Annotated in this window: 23 protein-coding genes and 2 pseudogenes; 10 read left to right on the top strand and 15 right to left on the bottom strand. The window is 60.7% G+C overall.

Translation table 11 applies throughout. From position 1 onward, the window contains the following. Positions 1-109 precede the first annotated feature (109 nt). From moaC to ACEPAJ_RS17270, 4 genes are all read left to right on the top strand, one after another. Entirely contained in the window at positions 110-598 is a 489-nt protein-coding gene (moaC, locus tag ACEPAJ_RS17285) for a cyclic pyranopterin monophosphate synthase MoaC (RefSeq protein ID WP_425916493.1), read from the top strand. Beyond that, on the top strand, positions 595-837 hold the full coding sequence (locus ACEPAJ_RS17280) for a MoaD/ThiS family protein (protein WP_425916492.1): 243 nt from the start codon (positions 595-597) through the stop codon (positions 835-837). The genes moaC and ACEPAJ_RS17280 overlap by 4 nt, the downstream gene beginning before the upstream one ends. 2 nt (positions 838-839) lie before the next feature. Beyond that, complete coding sequence (moaE, locus tag ACEPAJ_RS17275) at positions 840-1,298, top strand: molybdopterin synthase catalytic subunit MoaE (RefSeq protein WP_425916490.1); 459 nt, start codon at positions 840-842, stop codon at positions 1,296-1,298. Positions 1,299-1,573: 275 nt separating this feature from the next. Beyond that, complete coding sequence (locus ACEPAJ_RS17270; RefSeq protein WP_425916489.1) at positions 1,574-2,350, top strand: ABC transporter substrate-binding protein; 777 nt, start codon at positions 1,574-1,576, stop codon at positions 2,348-2,350. 102 nt (positions 2,351-2,452) lie between these two features. Here ACEPAJ_RS17270 and ACEPAJ_RS17265 read toward each other — a convergent pair whose 3' ends face one another. The 5 genes from ACEPAJ_RS17265 to ACEPAJ_RS17245 form a co-directional block, all read right to left on the bottom strand. After that, positions 2,453-2,872, bottom strand: coding sequence for a group II truncated hemoglobin (locus ACEPAJ_RS17265; protein ID WP_425916487.1), 420 nt, complete (start codon positions 2,870-2,872; stop codon positions 2,453-2,455). Positions 2,873-2,997: 125 nt separating this feature from the next. Further along, positions 2,998-4,167 (bottom strand): GGDEF domain-containing protein, encoded by a 1,170-nt coding sequence (locus ACEPAJ_RS17260; protein ID WP_425916486.1) that lies wholly within the window; start codon positions 4,165-4,167, stop codon positions 2,998-3,000. A gap of 217 nt (positions 4,168-4,384) precedes the next feature. Beyond that, positions 4,385-5,308 (bottom strand): FAD:protein FMN transferase, encoded by a 924-nt coding sequence (locus tag ACEPAJ_RS17255; protein ID WP_425918082.1) that lies wholly within the window; start codon positions 5,306-5,308, stop codon positions 4,385-4,387. Further along, entirely contained in the window at positions 5,298-7,475 is a 2,178-nt protein-coding gene (locus tag ACEPAJ_RS17250; RefSeq protein ID WP_425916485.1) for a PepSY domain-containing protein, read from the bottom strand. The genes ACEPAJ_RS17255 and ACEPAJ_RS17250 overlap by 11 nt, the downstream gene beginning before the upstream one ends. Before the next feature lie 15 nt (positions 7,476-7,490). Further along, complete coding sequence (locus ACEPAJ_RS17245) at positions 7,491-7,958, bottom strand: DUF2271 domain-containing protein (protein WP_425916484.1); 468 nt, start codon at positions 7,956-7,958, stop codon at positions 7,491-7,493. 504 nt (positions 7,959-8,462) lie between these two features. Here ACEPAJ_RS17245 and ACEPAJ_RS17240 point away from each other — a divergent pair. From ACEPAJ_RS17240 to ACEPAJ_RS17230, 3 genes are all read left to right on the top strand, one after another. Further along, positions 8,463-9,401: a PDZ domain-containing protein gene (locus ACEPAJ_RS17240; protein ID WP_425916482.1), complete on the top strand. Its 939-nt coding sequence runs from the start codon at positions 8,463-8,465 to the stop codon at positions 9,399-9,401. After that, positions 9,394-10,851 carry a S1C family serine protease gene (locus ACEPAJ_RS17235; RefSeq protein WP_425916480.1) on the top strand — a complete coding sequence of 486 codons (1,458 nt, stop codon included), beginning with the start codon at positions 9,394-9,396 and terminating at the stop codon, positions 10,849-10,851. The genes ACEPAJ_RS17240 and ACEPAJ_RS17235 overlap by 8 nt, the downstream gene beginning before the upstream one ends. Positions 10,852-10,981: 130 nt before the next feature. Continuing rightward, positions 10,982-11,479, top strand: a complete 498-nt coding sequence (locus ACEPAJ_RS17230) for a hypothetical protein (protein ID WP_425916478.1) — start codon at positions 10,982-10,984, stop codon at positions 11,477-11,479. A gap of 19 nt (positions 11,480-11,498) precedes the next feature. Here the strand turns inward: ACEPAJ_RS17230 and ACEPAJ_RS17225 are convergent, their stop codons facing one another. The 5 genes and pseudogenes from ACEPAJ_RS17225 to ACEPAJ_RS17205 form a co-directional block, all read right to left on the bottom strand. Beyond that, a complete protein-coding gene (locus ACEPAJ_RS17225) occupies positions 11,499-11,951 on the bottom strand; it encodes a hypothetical protein (protein WP_425916476.1) in 453 nt (150 codons plus the stop codon). 29 nt (positions 11,952-11,980) lie between these two features. Next, entirely contained in the window at positions 11,981-12,613 is a 633-nt protein-coding gene (locus ACEPAJ_RS17220; RefSeq protein WP_425916474.1) for a helix-turn-helix transcriptional regulator, read from the bottom strand. Positions 12,614-12,694: 81 nt separating this feature from the next. Beyond that, positions 12,695-13,822 (bottom strand): NAD(P)/FAD-dependent oxidoreductase, encoded by a 1,128-nt coding sequence (locus ACEPAJ_RS17215; RefSeq protein WP_425918080.1) that lies wholly within the window; start codon positions 13,820-13,822, stop codon positions 12,695-12,697. Beyond that, positions 13,822-14,774 (bottom strand): annotated as a pseudogene (locus ACEPAJ_RS17210) (ornithine cyclodeaminase family protein). The gene ACEPAJ_RS17215 and the pseudogene ACEPAJ_RS17210 overlap by 1 nt, the downstream one beginning before the upstream one ends. A 99-nt stretch (positions 14,775-14,873) precedes the next feature. After that, positions 14,874-15,821 (bottom strand): GlxA family transcriptional regulator, encoded by a 948-nt coding sequence (locus tag ACEPAJ_RS17205; protein ID WP_425916472.1) that lies wholly within the window; start codon positions 15,819-15,821, stop codon positions 14,874-14,876. A 118-nt stretch (positions 15,822-15,939) separates the two neighbouring features. Here ACEPAJ_RS17205 and ACEPAJ_RS17200 point away from each other — a divergent pair, with 118 nt between their 5' ends. The 3 genes and pseudogenes from ACEPAJ_RS17200 to ACEPAJ_RS17190 all read left to right on the top strand — a co-directional run bounded on the left by ACEPAJ_RS17200 (position 15,940) and on the right by ACEPAJ_RS17190 (position 17,769). Then, positions 15,940-16,410, top strand: a complete 471-nt coding sequence (locus tag ACEPAJ_RS17200) for a nuclear transport factor 2 family protein (RefSeq protein ID WP_425916470.1) — start codon at positions 15,940-15,942, stop codon at positions 16,408-16,410. A 37-nt stretch (positions 16,411-16,447) separates the two neighbouring features. Beyond that, on the top strand, positions 16,448-16,768 hold the full coding sequence (locus ACEPAJ_RS17195) for a GIY-YIG nuclease family protein (RefSeq protein WP_425916468.1): 321 nt from the start codon (positions 16,448-16,450) through the stop codon (positions 16,766-16,768). Positions 16,769-16,834: 66 nt separating this feature from the next. Continuing rightward, positions 16,835-17,769: pseudogene (locus tag ACEPAJ_RS17190) on the top strand (glutathione S-transferase family protein). A 42-nt stretch (positions 17,770-17,811) separates the two neighbouring features. On the opposite strand, the gene ACEPAJ_RS17185 reads toward ACEPAJ_RS17190, so the two are convergent. The 5 genes from ACEPAJ_RS17185 to ACEPAJ_RS17165 form a co-directional block, all read right to left on the bottom strand. Next, positions 17,812-18,129, bottom strand: coding sequence for a glutaredoxin family protein (locus tag ACEPAJ_RS17185; protein ID WP_425916466.1), 318 nt, complete (start codon positions 18,127-18,129; stop codon positions 17,812-17,814). A gap of 112 nt (positions 18,130-18,241) precedes the next feature. Beyond that, positions 18,242-19,081 carry a DUF4344 domain-containing metallopeptidase gene (locus ACEPAJ_RS17180; protein ID WP_425916464.1) on the bottom strand — a complete coding sequence of 280 codons (840 nt, stop codon included), beginning with the start codon at positions 19,079-19,081 and terminating at the stop codon, positions 18,242-18,244. Beyond that, entirely contained in the window at positions 19,078-19,896 is an 819-nt protein-coding gene (locus ACEPAJ_RS17175; protein WP_425916462.1) for a polyphosphate kinase 2 family protein, read from the bottom strand. Before ACEPAJ_RS17175 ends, ACEPAJ_RS17180 begins: the two co-directional genes overlap by 4 nt. Positions 19,897-19,898: 2 nt before the next feature. Further along, on the bottom strand, positions 19,899-20,906 hold the full coding sequence (yejK, locus tag ACEPAJ_RS17170; protein ID WP_274088132.1) for a nucleoid-associated protein YejK: 1,008 nt from the start codon (positions 20,904-20,906) through the stop codon (positions 19,899-19,901). Positions 20,907-20,956: 50 nt separating this feature from the next. Then, positions 20,957-21,652 carry a hypothetical protein gene (locus ACEPAJ_RS17165; RefSeq protein ID WP_425916460.1) on the bottom strand — a complete coding sequence of 232 codons (696 nt, stop codon included), beginning with the start codon at positions 21,650-21,652 and terminating at the stop codon, positions 20,957-20,959. Between the last annotated feature and the right edge of the window lie 5 nt (positions 21,653-21,657).

Genomic DNA, 21,657 nt, shown 5'->3' with positions numbered 1-21,657 from the left:
TATGGCTGCAGGGCGAGTTGTCGTTTGATGCTGAATCCCGCGGCATTCATAGGTGCCGTAACCTGACCCCTGGGTTTACAATCGCCGGACACTTGTCTGGAGTCTGCCCGTGTTAACCCATCTCGATTCCCAAGGCCGCGCCAATATGGTCGATGTCAGTGATAAAGCCCTGACCGTCCGTGAAGCCGTGGCCGAAGCCTTGGTGCGCATGCGCCCCGAAACGCTGCAGATGATTAGCCAGGGCGAACACCCCAAGGGTGATGTATTCGCCGTGGCGCGGATTGCCGGCATTCAAGCGGCGAAGAAAACCAGCGATCTGATCCCGCTGTGCCACCCGCTGATGCTCACCAGCGTCAAGGTCGAGCTGTTGGCTGAGGGTGCGGATGCCGTGCGCATTACCGCGCGCTGCAAGCTAACCGGGCAAACCGGTGTGGAGATGGAGGCGCTCACCGCCGCCAGCGTCGCCGCGTTGACGATCTATGACATGTGTAAAGCTGTCGACCGCGGCATGGTCATCGAAGGCGTGCGCCTGCTGGAGAAGGTCGGCGGCAAGAGCGGCGCCTTCAAGGCAGAGCGTGTAGCGGGAGCAGACGCATGATTCGCGTGCAGTATTTCGCCCGTTACCGCGAGGCGCTGGGGCTGGATGGTGAGCAGCTGAGCGGCGAATTCGCCAGCCTTGATCAGTTACGCCAACACCTGCTGAGTCGCGGTGGGGTGTGGGAGGTGCTGGCCGAGCAGAACCTGATGTGCGCGCGCAATCAGGAACTCTGCAGCCTGGACGAGCCGCTGCAGGCCGGCGATGAAGTGGCGTTTTTCCCAACGGTCACCGGAGGCTGAGCATGGCTATCCGCGTCCAGCCGCAACCCTTCGACCCCGGCCATGAGCTAAACGCCTTGCATGCCGCCAATCTGGGCATTGGCGCGGTGGTCAGCTTTGTCGGCTATGTGCGCGACTTCAATGAGGGGCGCGAAGTCGGCGGCATGTTTCTCGAACACTTCCCCGGCATGACCGAAAAAGCTTTGGGCAAAATTGCCGAGGAAGCACTGCAGCGCTGGCCGCTGCTGGGGATTGAGATCATCCACCGCGTGGGTCGCCTGGAGCCGGGCGAGCCGATTGTGTTTGTCGGCACCAGCAGTGCCCATCGCCAGGCCGCGTTCGATGCTTGTAACTTTGTCATGGACTACCTGAAAACCCGCGCCCCGTTCTGGAAGAAGGAAGACACCGCCGAAGGCCCGCGCTGGGTCGAGGGGCGTTGCTCCGACCAGGCTGCTGCAGAGCGCTGGAAACAGCAGCCCTAAGCCAATTGCCATCATTATGTGCACGGCTTTATGCCGCTCAGCAGGCTGTTTTGCCCTGTTGACGATTTGTACCTATAAGTCCAGTATGGAATTTAAAGTATAAATCGAGACTGGCAAATGACCCGTCCACGCGTGCGCAACCGCTATCGCTTCCCGCTCAGGTGCGAACCTGATGCGCCTTTCTTCTGTCTTGCAGCAACCGTCGTTGCCCTGCCGACCTGTGCAGCAATGCCAGGTGGCGTGGGCCTGTCACTCTCCCAGCAGGAATCCGCACCATGAAGAAAATCGTCCTGGCGGGCGGCATCGCCCTGAGCCTGATCGCCTCTAGCCTATTCGCCGCAGACAAACCGCTGCGCCTGGGTATTGAGGCGGCGTATCCACCGTTTGCTTACAAGGAAGCCAGCGGCCAGATCGCCGGCTTTGACGTGGATATCGGCAACGCCCTGTGCGCCGAAATGAAGACCGAATGCCAATGGGTTGAACAGGAGTTCGATGGCCTGATCCCCTCGCTCAAGGTGAAGAAGGTCGATGCCATTCTGTCGTCTATGACCATTACCGATGATCGGCGTAAATCGGTGGATTTCACCGGTAAGTACTACTACAGCCCCGCACGCTTGGTTATGAAGACTGGCAGCGAAGTCGCCGCCGATTTCAGCGACCTCAAGGGCAAGCGCATTGGCGTGCAGCGCTCAACTACCACCGACCGTTTCGCCAGTGCAGTGTTGGCCGCGCAAGGGGTTGAAGTGGTGCGCTACAGCTCGCAGAACGAAATCTATCTGGACCTGATGTCCGCGCGCCTGGACGGCACCCTCGCCGATGCCATCCCGGTGGAGGAGGGCTTTCTGAAAACCGATAACGGCAAGGGCTTTGCCTTCGTTGGCCCTGCTTTTACCGACCCCCAGTATTTTGGTGAAGGCGCCGGTATTGCCGTGCGCAAGGGCGACAGTGAGCTGCTCGGTAAACTGAACGCGGCCATTCAGGCGATTCGCGCCAGCGGCGAATACCAGAAGATTCAGGATAAGTACTTCACCTTCGATATCTACGGCGACTGAGTGCTCGGCTGAATAGCCCGGACGGCATCCGGGCTATGGCTTGCGAGGCTGCTTGGCTGCAAGGGCCGCTCATTGCGCTTAGCCCTGCGTGGATTCGCCGGGCTAAGCCTGCCGATTACGGCTGGCCTGGACGATGCGCTGCGCCGGTACCCGCAGCTGGGTTAGCAGGTACTCGGCAAACGCTGGCGCGTAAGGCTGCAAAGCTATGGCCTGGGCCATGCAATTGAGCCAGCTCTGGCTGAGTTGCTCGTTGATCGGCCACTGAGCGTGAAAGGCCGGCAGGGCGATGGAGCCGTATTTTTCACTGAATAACCTGGGGCCGCCGAGCCAGCCGCTGAGAAAACAGGCCAGCTTGTCACTCGCCAGGTGTAGGCTTTCGCCGTGCAGGCTGCGCAGTTCTGCGGCCTCGGGCTGCTCATCCATCAATCGATAGAAATCTGCGCCCAGCTGGCGTAAGCCGTCAATGCCGCCCGCGGCCTGATAGGACGCATCACCTACACCATAAACCGCTGGCTGCTGCATCGACTGAACTCCTCGCTAAAGCGCGCATTGTACGGTTCTGCATGGGTGTTTGGGCCGCTGCTCTGTGCGGCGGGCATCAGCAGGGCGCCGCACGGGCGTTAATGGTCGGCAGCACAGCAGGATTTTTAGCTAGGTGCAGCCATTTTTACGCGGTTACGACCTTCTTGTTTGGCGCTGTAGAGCGCCCTGTCACTGGCCACGTAGAGGCTCTCATAGCTGCTCAACTGACCGGCATCCAGGTAGCTCATGCCAATGCTGACGGTTACCGCCACTGCTTTGCCGTCAACCACCTGCAATTGGCTTTCTATCAGTTGGCGCAATTTTTCGGCGATTTGCAGCCCTTGCTCGCGGTCGCAATCAGACAGCAGCAACATAAACTCTTCGCCGCCCAGGCGCGCCAGGCTATCGAGGCCACGTACCTGGCTGGAGAGCAGAGTTGCCATGCGCTTGATGACCGCATCGCCTAGGGGATGGCCGAAGCGGTCGTTGATCGCCTTAAAGTGGTCGAGATCAAGCAGCAGTAAACACAAGGGTTGTTGAGTGCGCTGGCAACGCAGCAATTCGCGTTCGACGATATGGTTGAACGCCCGACGATTGAGCAGGCCGCTCAGCGGGTCGTGTTCGGCCAGGTAGCTGAGCGTGTAGTTTTGTTCCTCCAGCAGCTTTGCCTGGGCTTGCAGCCGTTGTTTCTGGGTGTTGATCTGGATGAAGTTGCGCCATTGCAGCCATGCCAGTAACAGGCCGATGGCGCAGCTGGACAGGCCATTGACCTGATTGCTCAACAGCACATCCGGGACGCTCTGGGTCTGTTGTATGCCAAACAGAAACAGCGCCAGGGTCAGGCTAAATAGCCATAGCGCGGAGAGGGGGCGGTGTAAGAAAACCAGTGCCACCAGGGTGCAACCGATCAAGAGTGGGGTGATATTGCTGGTGACCAACTGATCGATAGCGCTGAGTAAGGCGGCGAAACCTAACGTGCCGATCACCGCCACACTGACGCTGAGCTGGCGCAGCCGAACTAACTCGGGGCGGCGCGCTAAATACCAGGCGACCAACGCCAGCACGGCGTAGAACACCAGCATCCCCGCGTGCGCGGCCAGCACGCCCTGACGCCACAGGGCTTCATTCACCGACTCGGGTTGGCGCAGCCAGAACAACCAGAGGTGCATCAGGTTGAGTGGCGGGATCCAGGGGGCGGCAAGCCGCAGGCGCCGGATGTTCTGTTCAAGCAACTGCGGTGCAAAGGCTCGGTTCTTTTCAATAAGGGCTCGCCAGTCAATACGCCAAGCAGGCAATGCTTGTAACTCCTTGGAGGCTATTAATGCGGGCCGAGTGGGCTCGATTTAGACGACAGACGTTACACACATTCAGCCGGCTGGGCGACAGGCTTATCCCTGGGCCAAGATTTGTCGCGTTGGTTGACGCGCGTTGGCAGTGGCTTGTGAGCATGCGTGAGGGCTTAGGTCGGTGGGCTGCTGCCTCAGTTGTAGCCATTAGGCGATGACGCCTGGCTTAGAGGCCAACCGTCACTTCGCGCAACTCATCGCTGTCGCGCAGGACAAAGATGGCGCTCAACCCTTTGGCTTTGGCCAACTGCGCGCCGCGTTCCACGCCGAGCACCATCAGTGCGGTTGCCCAGGCGTCGGCGTACATGCAACTGGTGCACAGCACCGACACCGAGGCGAGGTCGGAGAGCAGCGGGGCGCCGGTGTGCGGGTTCATGGTGTGGGAAAACACCTGGCCGTTATGCTCACGCCAGTGGCGGTAGTCGCCAGAGGTGGCGATGGCGGTGTTGCTCAGAGCCAGCGAGCCAAGCACTTCGCGTTGGCCTTTACTGGGTTTTTCCAGGGCGACCGACCATTCGCTGCCGTCGGCCTTTACGCCGCTGACGCGCATCTCGCCATCGATGCTCACCAGGTAGGACGTGATGCCGTGGCGCGCCAGGCAGCGCGCCATCTGGTCCACGGCAAAGCCTTTGGCGATGCCATTGAGATCTAGGGTCACGGGCGCATGTTTGCGTACCCGAGCGTTGTCCGGGTCGAGTTCCAGTACCTCGCGCGCGCTGGGTTGCTTGTCCGGCCAGGTGTTGAGCGGCGCGTGTGGGCCAAAGCCACACGCGCTGACCAGCGCGCCGACGCCAATCTCGAACGCGCCCTCAGACTCGGCACTGATGCGCAGTGCGCTGCTCAGCACCCACAGCAGCTCATCGGGCACGCTCAGCCATTGGCCGCAGTTGGCCGCGTTGAGTTGCATCAGGTCGGAGTCGGGCTTCCAGGTCGACATTTGCTGGTCAACCTGATCGACCGCCTGTTGCAGCTCGCTGCTGATCACGCTCAGGTCGAGTCCGGCCGGTGCATACAGCACCGCGCTCCAGCGGGTGCCCATGGTGGCACCACTCAAATTGTGGCGCTGCGCTGCGCTGGTCTCAGTAGACATCTTCACGGTAGCGTCCTTGTTGGCGGAGTTGTTCGATGTTCAAACCCAGTTGTTGCAGCAAGGGTTCCAGCACGTTGCGCACACCGGCTGCCATGTCGCGGGAGCCGCACACCAACACCTGCGCGCCCTGTTGCAACAGCGCCACCAGTTTGTGGGCGTCCTGCAGGAGGCGGTCCTGCACATACATCGGCTTAACCGCCTGGGAGAACGCCAGGCCCAGTTGGCTCAGGCGTCCGTCAGCCAGGTATTCATTCAGTTGCGTTTCATAGAGGAAGTCCGACTGCGCGCTGCGGCCACCCCAGTAAAGGTGAAGTGGACGCTGATGGGCATTCTTGCGGACAAAGCCAATCAACGGCGCCAGCCCAGTGCCGGCACCCACCAGAATCAGCGGGTGCTGGCCGGCAGTCGGGCGAAACTCGGGGTGCGCTTGGATAACCCCTTCAATACATTCACCCACCTGCAGCCTATGCAGCAGGCTTGAGCACAGGCCTTCAGGCTGTTTACGCACGCAGATTTCCAGCAGGCCATCTTCATCACCGCTGGCAATTGAGTAGAAGCGTGGCGGTAGATCAATACCCGGACGGACGGCCAGCAGGTCGCCGGGTGCAAAGCGGCTGTTGCTGGTGGGCGATACGGCAAAGCGCAAAACGGCGGCCGGTGACTCGCTGCCCTCGCCGTAAAGCTCGCGGCTCAGTAGCTGCAACTGTTGTGGGGTTTCGCGGCTGGCGTGCGCAGTGAAGTGCAGGGCAACGTCCAGTTCTTGGCCAAGCCGCTGTGCCCACTGGTTGAGCTCGCCCAAGGCGTTGCGGTCGATGCGGTGCAACGGCAGCAATGCCGCTAAACCTTGTTGCTTTAGGCATTGCTCAACGTGCTCGGCATAGCCGCAGAAGTGCTGAAACTGCGAATCACCAAAGCCCAGCACCGCGACTTGCAGCGCAGGGTTCAGCTCACTGCGCTGCAAACGCCCGAGAAACGCCTTGGCCGAGTCGGGAGCCTGGCCATCACCGTAGGTCGAGGTGAGTAGCAACAGTTGGCTGGCTTGGCGGTAGTGCGGTTGCAGTTGATTCATGCTGGCGCAGTGCACGCGCAGGCCCTGGCTCTGCAATTGTTCCTGCAGCTGCCGGGCATAGCCCCAAGTAGTGCCGCCCTGACTGCCAACCAGCAGAATGATCTGCGCCTGATCGGCCGGCGTGTTATCGGGCCGTGCGCCAGCCAGACGTTTGCGCCGCGCCCAAGAGAGCAGGCCGAAACCGCTGAGAAACAACACGGCCAGGCTGGAGCCGCTGAGGATCAGCGTCCACAGTGGCGAATGCGCGCCGGTGTGCAGTTCGTAGATGTTTTCGTACAGGCGCGTGGCAAAACCGTGCTGTTGATAGCTGATCCATTGGCCTGTACTGGCATTGACGAAGCCTTCACCCGCCGCCGTGCGTACGGTGTAGAAATTGGCGTCCGGGTCGCTGGGGAACTCCAGCTCGCGCAAGTCTTGCAGGTCTAGGTTGCGTAGAGCAGTAAGACTGCTCAATTCGGCAGCCGGGGCCGAGTAACTGGCTTCTGGGTAGGCCGGTGAGGCGTCTTGACCATCGTTGATCCAGCCCTGGCTGATGGCCGCCAGATACAGCCCACTCAGGGCGAGAGTCGCCAGGGCTGGCAGCGTCCAGCGGGCCACGACCATATGCCAGTGAATTAGCCCGCTGCTGGCCGGAATAGGCCGCATGAGGCGGCTCCAACCACCGAGTCGGCGTGCCAGCAGCCAAGCGCCCGTCACCACCAAGATCAGCAAGGCCAGCGCCGCCAGGCCACTGAGCCAGCGGCCCAGATCGCCGAGCAGCAACTCGCGGTGCAGGTTACGCGTCCAGGCCAGCAGGGCGGACGGCTGGTAGGGCGAGATAACCGAGCCGCTGAGCGGATCCGCCACCACGATAGCGCTGTCGTTCGCATTGCTAAACGCGACGCGTAACTCGCCGCTGGGTGCGCGCTCGATGCGTTCGATGCCGTGCACCTGGCTGGCAATACGCGCGGCCACGTCGGCGACATTCTGCCCGGCGGCGGGGGTCGCTTGCAGATGATCAACCAGGGTGCTGCTGGACAACACCAGGCCCGTGGCCGCCGAAACCATCAGCAAGACGCCAAGGACCAAGCTGAGTACCACATGGGTGCGTTGCAGCATGAGCGGGCTCCTGGATTAGAACTGGTAGCTGAAGGTGTTGACGTAGCCTGTTGTGCTACCGCTGGCCGACGAGGGCTGCTGTGTGAGCGGCACTTTGATCTCGGCGCGGTTGTCACGTTTGTCTTCGACGGCGCTGTCGATGCGGATTTCATAGCCGGCATCAATCAGCGCATCCTCGAGCTCGACGGCGACCTCCAGTGTTTGACCGCTGCCCACGCTGGCACCGGTGAGACCGTCATATTCGGCAGGCTTGTTACCGTCACGCACCCAGTCACGCAGGTGCTTGTAGTACTTGGCCTTCTTGCCGGAGACCCACAGCGTGCGTTGGTAATTACCCTGTGCATCGGTCACGTAGAACGCCAGGTAGGCCTCGTTGCCGCGGTACTCTTTCAAGGTGGTTTGCAGGGTGATTTCGCGGGCCTGGCCCAGCGCTGGCAGTGCCGCCAAACCGGCTAAAGCGAGGGTTAGGGTGGTCTTGTTCATCTGAACCTCCGTAGGGAATGGCGCAACCTTAGCCCCCAATTCTGAAGCCAAGCTGAAGGACAGAAACCTTGCACTTAATGAGGGCTTAAGACTGTTCTGGAACAGCGTTTTTGCCGGTATCAGCTTGTGCTTTTCTTAGTCAGGCATTAGCAATGCTGCGCCGGCCGCTAGCTAACGACTAAGCGCTGATGCGTGCCTCCGGAAGCCCCATCATTACTCGCCTTCGATATGTTTCGTTGGGCTGATATACAAGATCAGGGCAAATTGCCATGATGCCGAAATCTATAGCGAGCACCCATGCGTGCGTTGGAGTTTTCAATGGTTGGGTACCCTACAAAATCGGCCCGTTATCTGGTTCTCGTCCTCTCCATGCTGGGGATCAGTGGCTGCGCTTCCGATGGCGGGGTAGGCGACCTGGCCACGCTAGCTACAATTGGGGCGTCGATGGCACCAGGCGTGGATGCAAATACCGTGATGGCTTTAGGGACTGTTGCAGCCGGCTCTATGGTCGTTGCGCCACTTCTTTCTGCCGATACGCAAACGGGTGCTTCGCCATCCTCGTCGTCCGCCGCCATACCTACAGCAGCAGGCCAGCCATCTATTGCCTTACAGGCACTAGTAACCCGCGAAACGCCCGAGCGCTATCGCCCGCGCTCATGCGAGTACATCGAAATGGCGCTGGTTGAGGTGCCAGGCTATCTGGCTGCTACTGAGCCGGCGCTACAGCAGGCAGGTGAAGCACGTAAGGTCGCTGCCAACCAGGTCTGGTACGAGAAAGGCTGCACCCAGGCGAACCTGCCGCGCGGCGTTATTGGCGTGTACATGGAGACTGTTAATGCCGTCAGTGCTGCACGTATTTCGGCACCGACCTCTGGCGTGGTGATTGGGCGCACGGGACCAGGCAGTGGTGCACAAAATGCCGGAATTCTGAGTGGCGACATTATCGTGGCGGTCAACGATCAGCCGATTGCAGACTCCATCGACTTCCGCGTAGCTGTTGCCAAAGTGCCGCTCGGTACTAGCGCCCAGTTCAAATACTGGCGTGCACAAAACTTCTACAGCGTTCCCGTGCTCGTGGCCGCGTCGGGCAATCCGCCACCTTTGCTACCACTGGCAGCACGCGGCAGTGCTACGACGCTGAAAGCCCCTTCTGCCGCGTTGCAGGGTATGAGTTTGGACGTAGTGACGCCGTCTTACGCCAAAGCGGTGGGGCTCGCCTCGGCGCAAGGTGCCTGGGTGACAGACACCGTCAAGGGCAGTGCGGCGGATCAGGCAGGCATCAAACCGCTTGATGTGATTCTCGAAGTCAGCGGTCAGGAAGTGGCTACCGCTCAGGATGTTGCGGATATTTCCTCGCGCATGCGTGTCGGCTACAAGGCCACCGTCAGCGTCTGGCGCAACCAGGCTAAACGTGACGTACAGATGGTGTTGCGCAATGAATAAACCTACGCGGATTTTTTTACGTGTCTCGGCGCTCGCACTTGCCTCGGCGTGGCTTTCCGGCTGTGCCACGGTGCTTGCGCCAGCTTTGCATACGGCAATGGAGGCCTCGCTGACGCCAGAGGCGGTTGGCATAACCACGTCCACCTGGCGCGGTAAAAGCTGCAGCAGTCTGGAGGAGAGCCACGCCTATATGCTCGACGCGCAGCAGAAAGCCGCTGCCATGGGTGACACGACCATGGTCAAGACCCATGGCTGGCAATTAGACGCGATCAACCAGGTGCGCCGCGAGCAGGGCTGCTTTGGCGGCCCGGCCACGGTGCCTGCCTCTGGGCAGGTCACGGCCTATGGCTACTGCTTTTCAAGTACGGATACAGTCAACTACCTGACCCCGGTGTTTACCTATCGCGATTTTTACTCCGACGGCGGCGCGGCTGAGACTGCTGCGTTTAACGCGATGCTGCGCTCGACCTACGGGGTTACGGACGGCCGGGGTGGTTGCCTGATGGAAGACAGCCCAGCCAATGCCTCTGCCGCAATCGAGCGCTTTGCAAACATCACCAGACTACAGCTGAACTGGGACACAGTGCGCGTGCCCTGGACCCCTCCGTCGATTGAAAAGGCCGCCAAGGTGGCCGCGCCCGTGTCAGCAGCGCCAGTAGTGGCACCGACCAGCGCGTCGCCTGCTGCGGCTAACATCGCCAGCAGCAGTGTCGAGGTTATGGACCTCGGCTTGACCCTGGAAAGCCCGAGCCCGGAATTGGTCAGTGCCCTTGGCCTGAAAAGCCCCACTGGTGCCTGGGTGGTCAGCGTCACCCCTGACAGCCCCGCAGCAAAAGCCGGCCTCAAGTCGATGGACGTAATCCTCGATGTGTCTTGCCAGGAAGTGCGTGGGCCGGATGATGTGCAGTCAATCACCAGCCGCCTGCGCAGTGGCTACCGCTCGCCACTGGCGGTATGGCGCAATCGAGCGCAGCAGGAACTCGCCCTTACCATTCCGATGCGCGCTACGCCGGCTGCGGTTGCTGCCGTTGTTCAGCCGCCGTTAGTGGCAGTGGCGACTCCGGTAATTGCAGCGCCTGCTTCTGCGCCGCAGGGCAACACCTTCTGCCATGCCTATATCTATGTGGTGAAGAAGCCCGGCGGTTGGCAATCAGCGATCTTCCAGAGTGCCAGCCCGCAGATAACCTCGGCTGGAATGATGGCTACGCTGTCTGCGTTTGTTAGCACCGTCAGGCAGCAGCAACCTCAGGCTTGGCGGCCGTTCAGTTTCCCTGACGTACAGTGCAGCCCCCCATCCGGATACTGCTTCGCCAATGCGCAAAAGGCGTTGTTCAAGCCTGATCAGATGGCGGGCCAGTTCTGCTTCGCTACTCGGGCCGAGGCGCAGAAGCATTACGAGGAGTTCAATTCGGTGAAGCCGGTTTATGAAACTGTGGAGTGGACGCCTTAGGCGCTTTCCTTTAGCCACTGCGCCAGGCGCATCAGCATCTGACCGGCGAACCTAGCCAAGAGTGAATACACTATGCGCCCGATAATCCCGGGCCATTACTATGGCTGCCACGAACAAGGAACGCGCCTTTATGGCTTCCCCAGATAAACAGCAAAAACGTGCCCAGCGGTCCAAAGCCAAGGCCAAGCAAAACCGTTCGGGCAAGGCCAAAGCCACTGTCGTACATCCGCTGCTGGCCAATCCGCTGATCAACGAGCCGTTCGATGATGTCGAAATCGACCTGAGCACCTTCGACTTCAAGGATATCGAAGAGAACGGTTTCGACCCGGCGCACTTCGATGATCTGTTCCAGACGATGAAAATCGGCGAAGGCATCAGCCTGCTGGCGATGTGTCTGGTGTTCCTGCAATACCCGGTGTTGGAGCTGGTGGTCGCGGAGGAAGCGGAAGACGCGGCCACCGACTTTATGATGGGGCTGCTGATCGTCTATCGCGGGATCTTTCACAATGAAGATGAAGACACGGCCGTGGAGTGGATAGGCAGCGAGGCCTTCCAGCATGCCTACAACGAAGCCTCGATGATCCTGCAGAAGAAAAACGCGCGCGGCATTCCTGGCGCCCGCACTTAGTTGCAAAGGCGTGATCTGCTCAAGCCTGCGGCAGGCGTCCGCGTATGAACGTGCCGAGTAAATCAATAAACCACCACAGCAGCAGACCGGGTAGCAGAGCGATTGCAAGTAGGTGCCGGTGCGCGAGAAACAGCTCGAAGAAAATCTCTGACGGCGCCCAGGTATTACCAAAGGCCTGGGCAAAGACCTCGCAGCTGAAGTAGGCCGCAAGCACAGCGAGCAGAACAAAGCTGGCAGCTCGCCGTATGGGCTTTTTCAGCACTCTAACTGAGGCTGCATAGAGCAACATACTGGGTATCGAGAGCAGCAGGGTTTCCAGCAGCGGGGAATTGACATCAATTAAAAATGGCCATTCCAGCGTGAGACGCTGGTTGTTCAACTCACCTGTGACAGCGCAGATAAACAGCCCTGCCACCAGGGGAATGCCCAGCGTCTGAATAGTTACGAGGATAAAACTGATAAAGCGTTGCATGCCTGGCACTCCTTGCCGGATAAGCGCGCTCAAGCCTCGCCCTTGATCTCTTTCAAATGCTTGTACACCGTCGCGCGGCCCATATTTAACACGTTGGCAATGTAGTTGGCGGCGCTTTTGCCTTTGAAGGCGCCCTCGGCGTGCAGAGCTTCGACCAGCTCGCGTTTGTGCTCGCGGGTCAGCAGGTTGAGGCCGAGTTGGCGCTGACGCAGCCAGCTGTGCAGGAAGGTGTTGATGCGCTCCTGCCAGTCGTCGCGGAACAGTGCGTCGGGCTGCGGCACCAGTTTGCTGGAAGAGAGAAACAGATCCAGCGCCTGCTTGGCGGTTTCAAACATCGAGATATTCAGGTTGATGCACAGCACGGCGATGGGCGTGCCGCTGGCGTCACGCAATACGCTGCTGACCGAGCGGATCTTCTGGCCGTCCCAGTTGAGCTTTTCGTAGGGGCCGATGTTGCGTTCATCCACTTCGCCGCTGAGCATGTCTTCCAGCGCAGCGTCATCACCGATCACGCGTTTGGAAATGTTGTTGGCGATGTAGTCGACCTTCTGCGTGCGCAGGTTGTGCAGCACCACTTCGGCGTGGGGGAAGAACAGCGTGGCGATGGCGTCGGCGATGGTGCGGTAGTTGTCCAGCTCGGGGGCAGGGCGGGGCGGCGTCATGCGGCTAACTCTTCGGGCTTGGGAGGCGTTGCGAGTGTGCCGCAAAGCGCCCGAGGCGTCATCCTCGGGCGCTGCGAGCGGCTATCGGCTCAGACGAGCCGGCGAAAGCATGGCCTCGGTTAAACCAAACTGGCGCAGGTGCTCGGGCAGTGGCTCACCACGGGCCAGGGCGGCGCAGGCCATGCCCATGGCGGCGGAGGTCTGGATGCCGTAACCGCCTTGCGCGGCGACCCAGAAGAAACCTGCCACCTGCGGGTCGAAACCACCGACCAGATCGCCATCCGCGACAAAGGAGCGTAGGCCGGCCCAGGTGTGCGTCGGGCGGCGAATGCTCAGGCTGGTGTGTTCTTCGATCTGGTAGATGCCCAGGGCGATATCCAATTCTTCCGGCTGTACGTCGTGGGGCTCGACCGGGTCAGCATTGGCCGGTGAGCCGAGCAGCAGGCCGGCGTCGGGTTTGAAGTAGAAGGATTCGTCCAGGCTGACCACGCAGGGCCAGGCATGGCAGTCGATCCCTTCTGGCCCGTCAAAGGTAAACGCCGCGCGGCGTTTGGGCGTCAGGCCAATAGGCGCGACACCCGCCAGCGCGGCGATCTGGTCGCACCAGCCGCCAGCCGCGTTGATCAACACGTTGGCGCGGTATTGCGCGGTGCCACACTCAACTAGCCAGGCGTCGCCGTCGCGCTGGATGCTCAGCACCTCACGGTGGGTGTGGATTTCGCCACCCTGCTGGCGAATGCCGCGCAGGTAGCCCTGGTGCAAGGCGTCGGTGTCGATATCGGCGGCGCTGGGGTCGAGCATGGCGGCCTGCACCTTGTCGCGGCGCAGCACCGGCACCAGCGCGCAGGCTTCATCGGCAGTCAGCATACACATCTGCGGCACGCTGGCGCGGCCACTGTCGAACTGGCGCTGCAGTTCTTCGGCGTCACCTGTGAAGTCCACCACCAGTTCGCCGCGCGGCGTCAGTAGCGGGTGCTCGGCAAAACCGGCGGGCGGTGCGTCATAAAAAGCGCGGCTGGCCGCTGTCAGGGCGCGCACCTGAGGTGTGCCGTAGGCCACGGTGTAGAGCGCAGCGGAGCGGCCGGTGGAGTGATAGCCGGGCAGTTGCTCGCGCTCCAGCACAATGGTTTTGCCATGCGCCGCAAGAAAGTAACCGGTGGAAGCGCCAGCGATCCCCGCGCCGATGATCAGGTAGTCCGCCTGCTGCATCAGCATGCCTCCTGCTTGAGTTGGTACAAGGCGTGGGCCAGGGCGACATCTTCCAGGCCCAGGCCGATGGAGCGGAAGAATACCGAGCGTCTGTAGTCCGGGCGAGGGCTTTGGTGCTGACCAGTTCGGCCAGGTCGCCTTGGATGTCGGCGCTGCTCCAGCCGAGCGGACCTGCCAGCAGCATTTCTCCCGCGCTGCTTGGCGTGGTGGCGCGGTAGTCACAGTAAACATCCATGGTCAGCAAACTGGCCGGCGTCACCTCATGGGCGCGCGGTGCGTTGGTGCTGATCGAGGTGATCAGTGCCGGCTTATCGAGATCGGCAGGGTCCAGCAACGGCTTGGCTGACGAGGTGCAGAGCATGACCACGTCGGCGTCGCGCAGGGCATCTGCCTGGCTGGCACAGAGTTCAATACGTGGGTCGAGCTGTTGCAATTGCAGCCGTTGTGCGGCGGTTTTGCTGGCCAGGCCAGGGGAATGCACGCGAATGCTCTGCCATGGGCGCAGTTGCTTGGCGTAATGCACATGAGCCTGGGCCACGTTGCCGCTGCCGATCACCGCCAGGCGGCTGGCTTGAGGCGCAGCCAGCGCATCCACGGCGACGGCGGTGGTCGCGGCGGTACGCGCAGTGGTCAGGCTACCCGCGTCACACAGCAGTAACGGCTGGCCGGTCTGCATGGACATCAGCAAGGTCCAGGCAGTGACCAGCGGGCCTTGCTCGCGGACGATATAGGGCGAGGTTTTCACCCCGTAAACGCCGGCCCCGGCCAGCACGCCGAGGTAGTTGATAAAGTCGCCGCCACCATTGGGGAACTCTACCAACTGCTGCGCGGGTTGCAGCGCATTGCCGGCGGCCAGCTCGCGGAACATGGCGACCATGGCCTGGTGCACATCGACCTGGGCAAGCAGCTGCTCTGCTGCGGTTTTATCCAGCACATAGGGGGTGGTCGACATGGGTGGCTCCGTTATGGATTAAACAATTAAATCCATTTTGGACTTTTAGGTATTGATCGACAAGCGCTGACGCGGCAAGTTGATACGCCGCCGCGACGTTCAGCGGGCTTGCCGCAGGCGCTTACGAAACGCCCCTGGGCTCTCGCCGCAGAGTTGCTTGAACAGCTTGGCGAAGGTGGCGCGGTCGGTATAACCGACGCGTTCGGCGACCTGTTCGAGTGACGCGCAGCTGTGCAGTGCGCGCTGTGCGGCGCTGATGCGCACACGTTGCAGGTAGTCGTTGGGCGTCAGCCCGGTGCGGGTCTTGAAGCGCCGTAGCAGGGTGCGCGATGAGCAGTTGGCCTGGGCGGCCAGGCGCTTGAGGTCGATGCGCTCAGCATGATGCTGATGCATCCATTGCAGCAGTGGAGCGAGCGGACAATCGCTGTTGGCGGGCGGCAACAGCGGGGCGAAGCGCGACTGCTGACCGCGCTGAGTATCGAAGACCAGCGCATTGGCCACCTGTTGCGTCAACCAATCGCCGCCATGCTGGGCGATCAGGTGTAGGCACAGATCGAGCCCGGCATGTGCGCCACCGGAGCTGAGCAGGTGACCGTCCTCGCAGACCAGTTGCTCTATCTGCAGATTGACCTGCGGATAACGCTGCCGAAACTGGCCGGCCAGCGCCCAATGGGTGGTGGCGCGGCGACCCTCGAGTACACCGGCGGCGGCCAGCAGGAAGGCGCTGCTGCACAGGCTGGCCAGTTGTTGATTGGGCGTTCGTTGTGCCAGCCAGGGCAACAGGGCAGCGTTGTCAGCCAGTGTGGTGTCGATGGCGCTGCCGGTGGCGGGCAGCAGAATCAGGTCGGCGCTTTCGGCCAGACGTAAATCACCATCGACTTGGATCTGCGCAAAACCGAGGTCGACCGCTTGCCCGTCTAGGCTAACGCGCTGCAACTGGAACAGCCGCTGCTCGGCCAAGCGGTTGGCCAGGGTGAAGGCATCCATCGCCATACTCAAACTGGAGCAGACGGTTTGCGGGCAAACGTAGAGGGCTATTTTCAGCATGACGGGCTCATGGCTGACAAGGTTGGCGATTATTGACACAAGACTGTCTTCTGCGCCAATCGCGACTCCGAGTTTTTAGGGCAATACTGCCTGCAGTCGCCTTACGGAGTTCTGCCCAATGAGTCATGCCAACGCCGAACTGATCGGCCGCTTCTACCAGGCCTTTCAGCAGCTGGATGCCGAGACCATGGCCAGCTGTTATACCGAGGACGTGCGGTTTAGCGACCCCGTGTTTACCGACCTGCGTGGTGCGGATGCTGGCGATATGTGGCGCATGCTGTGCGCCAAAGCGCAGGGTTTTACCCTGACGTTCGAGGGCGTGACGGCGGATGATCACAGCGGTCGAGCGCGCTGGGTGGCGACTTACACCTTTAGCCAGACGGGCCGCACCGTGGTCAACCTTATCGAGGCCAGTTTCAGCTTTCGCGACGGCAAGATCTGCGAGCACCGCGATCATTTCGACCTGTGGCGCTGGGCCCGTCAGGCGTTGGGGAGTAAAGGCTTGTTGCTGGGCTGGACGCCTTTTGTACAGCACGCCATTCGCCAGCAGGCGGGTAAAGGGTTGGCGGCGTTCCAGAGGAATCGCTAAGCTCGGCGACCGTGTTAATTGCCTGCCGATCCGACTGATGCCCGACTCCTCTACTGCGCCTGAGACATCTGCCGCCAAGCCCTGGTTTGTCTACCTGGTGCGGGCCGCCAACGGCGCGCTGTATTGTGGCATCAGTGACGATCCCCACAAGCGTTTTGCCAAGCATCAGAGCGGTAAGGGCGCGCGCTTCTTCCATTCCAGCCCGGCGCAGGCCCTGGTGTATATCGAGGCCTGCGTAGCCAAAGGCGACGCACTGCGCCGCGAGCGAGCGATCAAGGGGCTGGCCAAAGCCGCCAAGGAAACCTTGGTATTGGCCTACGCCGCTATCGGTGCGGCTGATAACCCAACATCAGGCTAAGCGGGTAGGCCGCTCACGCTTGCACGGGTAAGCTGCTGCTCTACCTGAATCCTTGCGGAGCCTGCCATGCACGAGTTGATCCTGCACCATTACCCGACCTCGCCCTTCGCCGAAAAGGCGCGGTTGATGCTCGGCTTCAAGCAGTTGTCATGGCGTTCGGTGATGATCCCGCCGGTGATGCCCAAGCCGGATCTGACCGCGCTGACCGGCGGTTATCGCAAGACCCCCGTGCTGCAGGTGGGGGCCGATATTTATTGCGACACGGCGTTGATCGCCCGTCGCCTAGAAGCGGAAAAGAACACCCCGCGCTGTTTCCCGAAGGCCAGGAATTTAACGTCGCCTGCTTCGCCCAATGGGCCGATACCCAGGTGTTTCTGCATGCCGTGAGCCTGGTGTTTCAGCCGGAATCCATCGCTGCGCGGTTTGGCAAATTGCCGCCGGAGTTTCTCAAGAGCTTTATTGCTGACCGCTCGGCGCTGTTCACTGGCGGCCTGGCGACGCGGGTGCCGCTGGAAGTCGCCAAACACCAATGGCCGACGCTGATGGCGCGCTTGCAGCAGCAGTTGGAGCGCGAGTCGGGTGACTTCCTGTTCGGTGAGGCCTCGCTGGCGGATATCGCCATGGCCCACCCGCTGTGGTTCCTGCGCGGTACGCCAGTGACTGCGCCGCTGGTCGACGCTTATCCAGCAGTGGCCACGTGGCTGGCGCGGGTACTGGATTTCGGGCATGGCTCATTCAGCGACATGACTGCAGAAGAAGCCGTTGGCATCGCCCGCGAGGCAACCCCAGCCGCGCTGCCGGATGACGCCCTGGCTGACCCGAATGGCTTTGCCATTGGCCAGCAGGTGGCTATTTCTGCAGTCGATTATGGTGTGGACGCGGTAGAAGGTGAGCTGGTCTTCAGTGGCACGGAAGCGCTGATTCTGCGCCGCGAAGACCCGCGCGCTGGCACTGTGCATGTGCACTTCCCACGCATCGGTTTTGCCATCAAGGCGCTCTAGCGCCTTAAAGCTCGGCGCGCTAAGGGATGTGGGTGCCGGCGCTTAGTACGCGGCCCGCATCGCGCGTGGGTTATAGCCGTGAATCAGGGTGCCGTTGATGTCTATCAGCGGTACGCCGCGCCCGCCTAACGCCTTGAAGGTGGCATTGCCATTGGCATCCTTCTCGATATCCACTTCCCGATACGCCACGCCGTCGTTCGCCAGTTGTTCGCGGGTTTTGGCGCAATATCCGCACCATTGCGTGGCGTATAACACCACTTCACTTGGCCGCGCCGCCTGCTCGGGCTGCAGCCAGACGTTGATGTTGTCCCAGTATTGATAGAGCGCCAGTGCGCTTAAGAGCAGGATGATTTTCTTCATGGGGCGTTCCTTTGCCTCGTTAATGGGGAGGGCTGGGTCACGTTATCAGCATATTTGCAGCGCACCCATATGGTCCTTGTCAGCAGCGCCTGCCTGGCGTGCTGTGTGATCACTACTTGGAGCGGCTGTCTTGCAAGAAGGGTTGCCGCAGCCTGGGCAGTTCACGCGCCAATTCGCGAAAGTACAAAATGCGTTCGTAACACAGCGTCAGTTCACCGCTGATGCGGTTGTACCAAGCGTCGGCTTCGCCGCAGGCGGCAACGATCAGTTTCAGGTCACGTGGCAGGGCAAACGTGCTGCTGGTGCGTGCGGCGATGGCTTCAAGCTCGCCGGAGGCGCGAACTTTTTCCAGTAATTCGCTGGCGCCCGGTAAATGCTGTGGCGGCGGCTGGTACTCCACCCGCAGGTGGTGAAGGATCGGCTGATCGGGGCTGCGGGCGAAGTGCTGGCGAATCCAGTTCACTGCGTATTCAGCCTGTTGGTATTCCTCGGGGCAGTAAAAAGCCCGCTCATCCGGCAGCCCAGTCATCTGGATCACCCACTCCAGCTGACGTGGGTCGCTGCCATACGCCAGGCAGGCCAGGTTGAAAAAGCGCTGTGCGTCCAGAGCGTGGCTGTCCCACTCGTGAATTTCTGGGGCGTCGGGGCGCTGGCGCTGCCACTCCAGCCGCCAGTAATCAGCAACGTCCAGCAGCTTGGCGTAAAAGTCGGCGTCGCGGTGACGCCCGTGCAGGAGAAAAAGGCCCATAAAACCAAGTTGGTCGGCGGCATCTTCTTCACGGCCCAGCACCGGCAATTGCAGTTCGCTGATCAGCAGATGGCCCATCTCATGCAGCAGGGTGAACTCTGCATTGGCCGTGACAAAGCGCACTTCGTTCGGGTGCAGCACCTGCTCGGGCACCGCCTGGGCGAAGCTGTTGAAGCTCAGTAGCAGGAGCACAAGCCGCTTCATGCGTGCTCCAGATCGTCCACGCTGAACGGGGCGGGTGCGCTTGGCCAGTCCAGCTGCAACTGTTCCAGCGCGCGGGCCAGCAGGCTGGCCACGAACCAGTCCCGTAACCAGCGGTGATCGGCTGGGATTACATACCAGGGTGCTGCGTCGGTATGGCTGGCGCTCAGTTGCTCGGCCCAGCGCTGCTGGCGCAGGTCGAATTCGCGGTAGGACTGCAGATCGCTGCTGTGTAGCTTCCAGCGCTTATGGGGTTGCTCCAGGCGCTCCTGCAAACGTTGCTTTTGTTCGTCTTTGGAAATCTGCAGAAAGCACTTGAGTGGCTGAATCGACTGGCTGAGCAATTGCGCTTCGAAGGCCTCAATCGCCTGCTGGCGTGCCGGCAGTTCGGCGGTGCTGCACAGGCCGTCCAGCGGGTCGCTGATCAGCCCTTCGTAGTAACTGCGGTTGAACACCCCGAGCAGGCCCGGCGCCGGCAGGCGGCGTTGGTAGCGCCAGAGAAAGTCGTGGCGCTGTTCGCAGGCATCGGGCTTTTGAAAGCCTTGAATACTTAGCCCTTGCGGGTCGAAGCTGCTGATCACCCGGCGAATCACGCCGTCTTTGCCGGAGCAGTCAGTACCCTGCAGGATCAGCAGCAAGGCATTGCGGCGATTGGCCCAGAGCATGCGCTGCTGTTGGTTGAGCCAGGGGCGCAGCTCTGCCATGGCTTGGTGCGCCGTGTGTTTATCCAGGCCGAATGTACGCGCCGGGTCCTGGCCAAAGGGGGCGGCGGGGTCACACCGACAGCTATCCAATAGGTGGTCAGGCAGGCGCGTCATGGCTAGTTTTTACGGCGCTTGAGTTGATCGGTCAGCTGCGTTGGCAGGTTACGGATCACCAGGGTATCGCTGCTTTCATCGTACTCAACCTTCGAACCGAGCAGGTGCGCTTCGAAACTGATCGATAGGCCTTCGGCACGCCCGGTAAATCGCTGGAACTGGCTGATCGTGCGCTTATCGGCCGGGATTTCCGGCGACAGACCGTAATCCTTGTTACGGATATGGTCGTAAAAGGCCTTGGGATGTTCTTCGTCGATCAACCCTGAGAGCTCAGTCAGGGTCATGGGCTCGCCCATCTTGGCTTGGCTGCTGGCGTAGCTAACCAGGGTCTTGGTTTTTTCACGGGCTTGCTCTTCGGGCAGGTCTTCGCTTTCGACGAAGTCGCTAAACGCTTTCAGCAGGGTGCGGGTTTCCCCGGGGCCGTCGACGCCCTCCTGGCAACCGATAAAGTCGCGGAAGTATTCCGAGACCTTCTTGCCGTTCTTGCCTTTGATAAACGAGATGTACTGCTTGGAGTTGGCGTTGTTACGCCACTCGGAGATGTTGATTCGCGCCGCCAGGTGCAACTGGCTGAGGTCCAGGTGTTTGGCGGCGGTCACGTCTAGCGTGTCGGTAACGGCCACGCCATCACTGTGGTGCAGCAAGGCAATGGCCAGGTAGTCGGTCATACCTTGTTGGTAATGGGCGAACAGCACATGGCCGCCGGTGGACAGATTGGACTCTTCCATCAGCTTCTGCAGCTGTTCCACGGCCTGACGGCTGAACGCGGCAAAGTCCTGACCTTCGTCCAGGTAATGCTTGAGCCAGCCGCTGAACGGGTAGGCACCGGACTCCTCATGGAAAAAGCCCCAGGCCTTGCCCTGTTTGGCGTTATAGCTCTCGTTCAGGTCCGCGAGCATATTCTCGATGGCCTGCGAGGCCGCCAATTCAGTGTCCCGGGCGTGCAATACGGCGGGTGTGCCATCAGGCTTCTTGTCGATCAGGTGGACGATGCAGTGGCGGATCGGCATGAGACTTCTCGGGGCAAGTAAACAGGCTGACAGTTTACCTGAGCAGGAGCTCAGTTTGGCTCCAGTTGCGTGGCGTAATGGCTGTAGATAAGACGGCTATAAAGCCAGTAGGCTGCTGCGCCAGCGCAAGTGGCGACAATACTGGCTAGCGCCATTGCGCCATAAACCGGCAGTGAAACGCTCGGCAGGTAGCCCTGTAACCAGTCGAGGGTCAGGCCATGCATATAAATTACCGAGGCGGGCTTGAACAGCAAGGCGTAAGCGCTGCAGCTGATATAGATTGCCACTGCCCAGCGCAAAGCAAGCAAGCGGCTCAGTGGTGCGGCCCAATCACTTAGGCGCTCGCCAGGGAGTGTCTGTAGCTCATGGCAAATCGCTTGACTATCGCTCAAGTCGTGCAGTAGCTGGCTGATTTCCGCGTTGAGTTTCGAACCCTGAGCGCTCCCCGCGTGGAACAGGCCATCTTTGCGGCGCCGCAGGTCACTGCCTTCGTTTTCAATCTGAGTCAGACGCGCTTCTATCTGCTGTATATGCGTTTCGGTTTGCGTGAGTTCATGGGTCTCGTCTTCTTGCAGAAGAATATCGGCTTCATTTGGGCTTCTGGGATAGCGAGCATATAACTGCTCACAGATGATCCAGCCAACCCATATGAGTAGGGTGGCGAGAACTGTAAAAATGATCAGCAGTAGGCCCATGAGCCAGATGATCAATAAGCCAGCGGGGTTTTGCTTCTTATTTCTGCTCATGGCGA

It is taken from the genome of Pseudomonas sp. GWSMS-1, from assembly GCF_049847425.1.
GTDB lineage: Bacteria > Pseudomonadota > Gammaproteobacteria > Pseudomonadales > Pseudomonadaceae > Aquipseudomonas.
The sequence above is the reverse complement of the archived record's forward strand: the minus strand, read 5'-3'. Positions and strand labels throughout refer to the sequence as shown.